General features: G+C 51.7%; 1 pseudogene. It reads left to right on the plus strand.

Annotated elements, in window-relative coordinates:
• Positions 1 to 242, plus strand: a pseudogene (locus tag OGV50_RS00430) (IS1-like element transposase); the annotation flags it as partial.

Here is a 242-nt window from a genome sequence, read left to right on the forward strand (position 1 = left end):
TATCTCTGCTCTCACTGCCGTAAAACATGGCAACTGCAGTTCACTTACACCGCTTCTCAACCCGGTACGCACCAGAAAATTATTGATATGGCCATGAATGGCGTTGGATGCCGGGCAACTGCACGCATTATGGGCGTTAGCCTCAACACGATTTTACGTCACTTAAAAAACTCAGGCCGCAGTCGGTAACCTCGCGCATACAGCCGGGCAGTGACGTCATCGTCTGCGCGGAAATGGACGAA

Source organism: Citrobacter sp. CK180 (assembly GCF_030333655.1).
Lineage (GTDB): Bacteria > Pseudomonadota > Gammaproteobacteria > Enterobacterales > Enterobacteriaceae > Citrobacter_B > Citrobacter_B koseri.